This is a genomic window from Amaricoccus sp., from assembly GCF_036846665.1.
Lineage (GTDB): Bacteria > Pseudomonadota > Alphaproteobacteria > Rhodobacterales > Rhodobacteraceae > Amaricoccus.
Genome location: NZ_DAIUBO010000271.1, coordinates 1 through 4,509, shown reverse-complemented (window position 1 = coordinate 4,509; position 4,509 = coordinate 1). Strand labels below are relative to the sequence as shown.

Below are 4,509 nucleotides of genomic sequence, written 5' to 3'. Positions count from 1 at the left end.
AGGGTCATTTGGCGCCGGGGGGCTGGGGGGGGGATCCATCCGGTCCCGGTTCGGGGGGGGGGGGGCGCGGGTGTAGGCCCCGCCGCTGGGAACGAGGGCTGTCTCGGTCATTGTGCGTAGCTCCGGACCATCGCGCCCGCCAGGAGGCTCCAGCCGTCCGCGATCACGAAGAAGGCGAGTTTGAAGGGCAGCGAGACGACGGCGGGCGGCACCATCATCATGCCCATGGACATCAGGATCGCCGCGATCACCAGGTCGATGACGAGGAACGGCAGGAAGATCAGGAAGCCGACCTCGAACCCGCGCTGGATCTCGCTGAGCAGGAAGGACGGCACCAGGATCGACAGCGGCACCGGCCCGGCCGCCTCGTCCGGGCGCGCCCGCGCCTCGGTCAGCTCGGCGATGGTGTCGGGGTCGACGCGGCCCTCCATGAAGACGCGGAAAGGCGCCATGGTCGGCGCGAAGGCCGCCTCGGGATCGAGCTCGCCGGCGATCATCGGTGCGACGCCGTCGCTCCAGGCCTCGGTGAAGACCGGCTCCATCACGAACCAGGTGAGAAAGAGCGCGAGGCTCACGATCATCATGTTGGGCGGCGCCTGCTGCACGCCGATGGCCTGGCGCAGGATCGAGAGCACCGTGACCATGAATGGAAAGCAGGTGACCATGATCGCGAGGCCGGGCGCGAGGCTCAGGAGGGTGAGCAGGATGAAGAGCTGCACCGTGCGCAGGCTGATCGACTGGCCCTCGCCGAAGTCGATGCTGACGTTCTGCGCCTGCGCGCCATGCGCGAGCAGCACGAGGACGACGGCCAGCGCGAGGGCAAGCGCCGCGCGGACCGCCGGGCGATCAGATCTCATTCGAGAAATCGGCCACTTCCGTCAGGCGCACGCCGAGCCGGCCGGAATCGTCGCCGATCTCCTGCAACTCGCCCCGCGCGATCAGCCGGTCTCCGATATAGAGCTCGACCGGGTCGTCGATCGAGCTGTCGAGCGTCAGCACCGAATCCCGGCGCAGCTCGACCAGCTCGCTGACCAGCGGCCGCGCCTTGCCCACCGAGATGGTGACCTCGATCGGCACGCCGAGAAAGGCACCGGCGCGCGCCGGCTGGCGCGCGGGCTTCTCGCCCGCGGGGGCTTCCGCGCCCTCGGGCTGGCCGTCGTCATCCGTATCGGATTTGCTCATCGTCTGCTTCTTCTTCGCTCTGCTGCTCGGTATGGGCACCGATGCAGGCCAGCGCCTGCGCGATGCAATCCTCCAGGTCGATGCGGTCGTAGCCCTGGTCCCAGAGCACCCGCGCCTCGCGCGGCAGGAGCTCCGGGGCGGCCTCGACCGTCGCGGCGATGCCACGCTCGGCGAGCAGGCCCTCGACGCGGGCCACGAGCTCGGGCGCGCAGCGCAGCCGCGGCCGCGCCTCGGGCGCGGCGGCCACGGCACGCGCCGCGAGCCGCGCGACCTCGTCGCAGATCCCGGCATCGGCCAGGGCCGGGGCGATGGCCGTGGCCAGGGCACGCAGCACCGGCGCGAGGCTCTCGGTCACATGGCGCCGCGCCGCCTCGTTGGTCATGCAGGCGTCGCCGATCGCCTCGACGAGCTCGGCGGTCAGGCGCGTCTCGTCTTCGAGATGGCTCTCGGTCGCGGCGGCCTGGCCGGCGACGAAGCCGGCGCGATAGGCTTCCTCCCGCGCCGTCTCCAGGCGGCGCTCGGCCTCGCTCTGCCGGCGGCCGCCCAGGCCCTCGGCCGGGGTGAAGGTCTGGAGGCGGAAGGCGGTCATGATCCGGCATGCTCCTTGCGGGCTTCGGGGGATTCGATCCAGGCGCGCAGCACGGCGGCGGATTCCTCGCTGCGGCTGGTGATGACCTCGCGCAGCCGGTCGACCTTGGTCAGCGTCTGCGGCGGCAGGTCGAGGATCTCGCCGGTCAGGTCGCGGTCTCCGGCGATCGCGCGCACCGGATCGGGACCGAGGGCGCGCGGTCCGGTCAGCTCGGCCAGATCGACCGGCGCCTGACGCGCCATCATCGGCCTGAGCACGAAGAAGATCAGTGCGAGCACGATCATCCCCAGCACGCCCACCTGGGCCAGCCGCGCGCCGTGCAGATCGAGGAAGCCCTCGCTGCCGCTCTCCACCAGCGAGCCCTGCTCCGCCGCCGGGGTGAACTGCAGGGATTCGATCGTCACCGTGTCGCCGCGCTCGGCGTCGAAGCCGATCGCCGATTGCACCAGCATGCGCAGCGTCTCGATCTCGGCCGCCGGGCGCGGCACCCAGGTCTCCACGCCCTCCGCAGTCTTCTCCAGCAGGCCGTCGACCATGACCGCGACGCTGATCCGGCGGATCTGGCCGGGCAGGATCACCCGCTCGCGGCGGGTCTCGGAGACCTCGAAATTCTGCCGCTCGGTCGACTGGCTCGCCTGCCGCGTGCTCTGGTTGCCGCCGCCCTGGACGTCGCCGTCGGGCAGGTTGCTCGCCACCGTCACCCCGGCGCTGCCGCCCTGGGCGTTCTCGGAGCTAGACTCGGTCTCCGAGCTGATCGCGATCCGGCTGTCGGGGTCGATCAGCCGCTCGCTGATCGTCTGGCTGTCCATGTCCGCATCGACATTGACCTCCACGATCGCCCGGCCCGGCCCGACGCGCGCCTCGAGCAGCCGCTGGATATTGCCGCGAAGCCGCTCCTCGCGGTCGTCGGGGTCGCGCCCCGCGGCCAGGGCATTGCCCTCGTCGGCGCCGGCCAGCACCACGCCGCTCGCGGAATCGATGACCGCGACCGCCTCGGGCGTCACGCCGGCGACCGCGGAGGAGACCAGGTAGCGGATCGCCCGCGCCCGGCCCTCGTCGAGCGTGCCCCGCGCCATGGTCACCGTCACCGAGGCCGAGCCGGTCGCGGCCCGCGAGAAGGGCTGGGACACCGGATTGGCCAGATGCACCCGCGCCGCGCGCACCTCCGGCGAGCCGGTGATGGTGCGCGCGAGCTCGCCCTCCTTGGCCCGCCAATAGGCCGCGTCGAACATCTGACTGGTGGTGCCGAAGCCCGAAAGGGTGTCGAGGATCTCGTAGCCGGCCGGCCCGCCCGCCGGCAGGCCCTTGGCGGCGAGGTCCATGCGCAGCCTGTCGCGGGAGGCGCGCTCCACCAGGATCGCCGAATCGCGGACCTCGAAGACCACGCCCTCGGCCTCCAGCGCCGAGATCACCTCGCCGGCGGCGACCGGATCGAGGCCGGAGTAGAGCAGCACCATGGAGGGCGCGCTGGCCACACGGCTGATCCCGAAGATCGCGGCGGCGATCGCCAGCGCGCTCAGCACCGCGATCAGCTGACGGCGCGAATCGAGGCCGGCCCAGAAGTTGCGGAGCTGTGTCAGGGCGGTCACTTTCTGTCGGTCACGCCGCGCTGGCGGCGCGCGGCTCATGTCTGGTCGGGGCGATATTCGGCTGAACAGACTTAACATTTGGTTAGTGGTGAAGGGGTTAGATGCGATCGAAACGCGAACGTAACTTGCCGAGTGTCCCATGAGTAAACCTGCCGAGGCCCCCGCGGCCGATGCCGATGCCGCACCGAAGAAATCGGGCAAGAAGAGCCTGCTCATGGGCGCGCTGGCCGCGCTCGCGCTGGGCGGCGGCGGCTTCTACGCGGTCTATTCCGGCCTTGCCGACACGCTGATGGGCGGCGGCAAGGACGAGCACGCCGTCGTCGAGGCCGTGGTCGGCAAGGTCGCCTTCGTGCCGATGGAGCCGATCATGATCTCGCTGCCGCCGGGATCCTCGTCGAAGTTCCTGCGCTTCACCGGCCAGCTCGAGGTCGAGCCGGACCGGGCCGAGGAAGTGGCCCAGGTCATGCCGCGCGTGCTCGACGTGCTCAACACCTACCTGCGCGCCGTCGAGGTCCGCGACCTTGAACAGCCCTCTTCGGCGGCACGGCTGCGCGCGCAGATGCTGCGCCGCGTGCAGGTCGTGACCGGCGAAGGCCGGGTGCGCGACCTTCTCGTCACCGAATTCGTCATGAACTGAGGGGTCTCGCGATGGATGTCCTGATGAACGGACTGCTTCTGGCCGCCTCGCTCTTCGCGGGCGGCTATTGCTGGGTGCTGGCGCGCCGGGTGCACGAGCTGAAGTCGCTTGACCGCGGCCTGGGCGGCGCCATCGTCACCCTGACCCGGCAGATCGAGCTCGCCCGCGGCACGCTTGAGGAGGCCCGCGCCGCGACCCGCGAGAACAAGCAGGACCTGACCCAGCTGATCGCAAGGGCCGATTCCGCCACCGCCCAGCTCAAGAGCGTGCTCGCGGCCGCCCGCGACGCCGACCTGCGGGCGGCCTACCAGGCGCGCCTGTCCGGAGCCGCCGCGCAGCCTGCCCCGCCAAGCCCGCCCGCCCCGCAGCGAGACGAGCAGGTGCCGCCGGCGCCGGTGCGGCTCGCGGTGCTGCCGAAGGAAACGGCGGCGCCCGCGCGCCCCGAGCCCAAGCGCGAGGAGGTCCTGGCCAAGCCCCGCAGCCTCGCCGCCTTCGAGACCCCCCTGCGGCCC

6 protein-coding genes are annotated in these 4,509 nt (G+C 71.4%); 2 read left to right on the top strand and 4 right to left on the bottom strand.

Features of this window, described 5'->3' with window-relative positions; all coding sequences use genetic code 11:
- Window positions 1–107 precede the first annotated feature (107 nt).
- The 4 genes from fliP to fliF are packed head-to-tail and all read right to left on the bottom strand — an operon-like array spanning window position 108 to window position 3,360.
- A complete protein-coding gene (gene fliP / locus V7050_RS18415; protein WP_324366988.1) occupies window positions 108–857 on the bottom strand; it encodes a flagellar type III secretion system pore protein FliP in 750 nt (249 codons plus the stop codon).
- Window positions 847–1,182, bottom strand: a complete 336-nt coding sequence (locus tag V7050_RS18410; RefSeq protein WP_324366986.1) for a FliM/FliN family flagellar motor switch protein — start codon at window positions 1,180–1,182, stop codon at window positions 847–849. The genes fliP and V7050_RS18410 overlap by 11 nt, the downstream gene beginning before the upstream one ends.
- Window positions 1,160–1,771, bottom strand: coding sequence for a hypothetical protein (locus tag V7050_RS18405; protein WP_324366984.1), 612 nt, complete (start codon window positions 1,769–1,771; stop codon window positions 1,160–1,162). Before V7050_RS18405 ends, V7050_RS18410 begins: the two co-directional genes overlap by 23 nt.
- Window positions 1,768–3,360: a flagellar basal-body MS-ring/collar protein FliF gene (gene fliF / locus V7050_RS18400; RefSeq protein WP_324366982.1), complete on the bottom strand. Its 1,593-nt coding sequence runs from the start codon at window positions 3,358–3,360 to the stop codon at window positions 1,768–1,770. The genes V7050_RS18405 and fliF overlap by 4 nt, the downstream gene beginning before the upstream one ends.
- A gap of 139 nt (window positions 3,361–3,499) precedes the next feature.
- Between fliF and V7050_RS18395 the strand changes: the two genes are divergently transcribed.
- Entirely contained in the window at window positions 3,500–3,997 is a 498-nt protein-coding gene (locus tag V7050_RS18395) for a flagellar basal body-associated FliL family protein (RefSeq protein WP_324366980.1), read from the top strand.
- Window positions 3,998–4,020: 23 nt separating this feature from the next.
- Window positions 4,021–4,509 (top strand): hypothetical protein (locus V7050_RS18390; protein ID WP_324410982.1); only part of this gene is annotated, 489 nt, incomplete at its 3' end.

Bases quoted from the DNA above. Each gene is read 5' to 3' on its own strand.
- fliP (WP_324366988.1), bottom strand. From the start codon at position 857: ATGAGATCTGATCGCCCGGCGGTCCGCGCGGCGCTTGCCCTCGCGCTG.
- V7050_RS18410 (WP_324366986.1), bottom strand. From the start codon at position 1,182: ATGAGCAAATCCGATACGGATGACGACGGCCAGCCCGAGGGCGCGGAA.
- V7050_RS18405 (WP_324366984.1), bottom strand. From the start codon at position 1,771: ATGACCGCCTTCCGCCTCCAGACCTTCACCCCGGCCGAGGGCCTGGGC.
- V7050_RS18395 (WP_324366980.1), top strand. From the start codon at position 3,500: ATGAGTAAACCTGCCGAGGCCCCCGCGGCCGATGCCGATGCCGCACCG.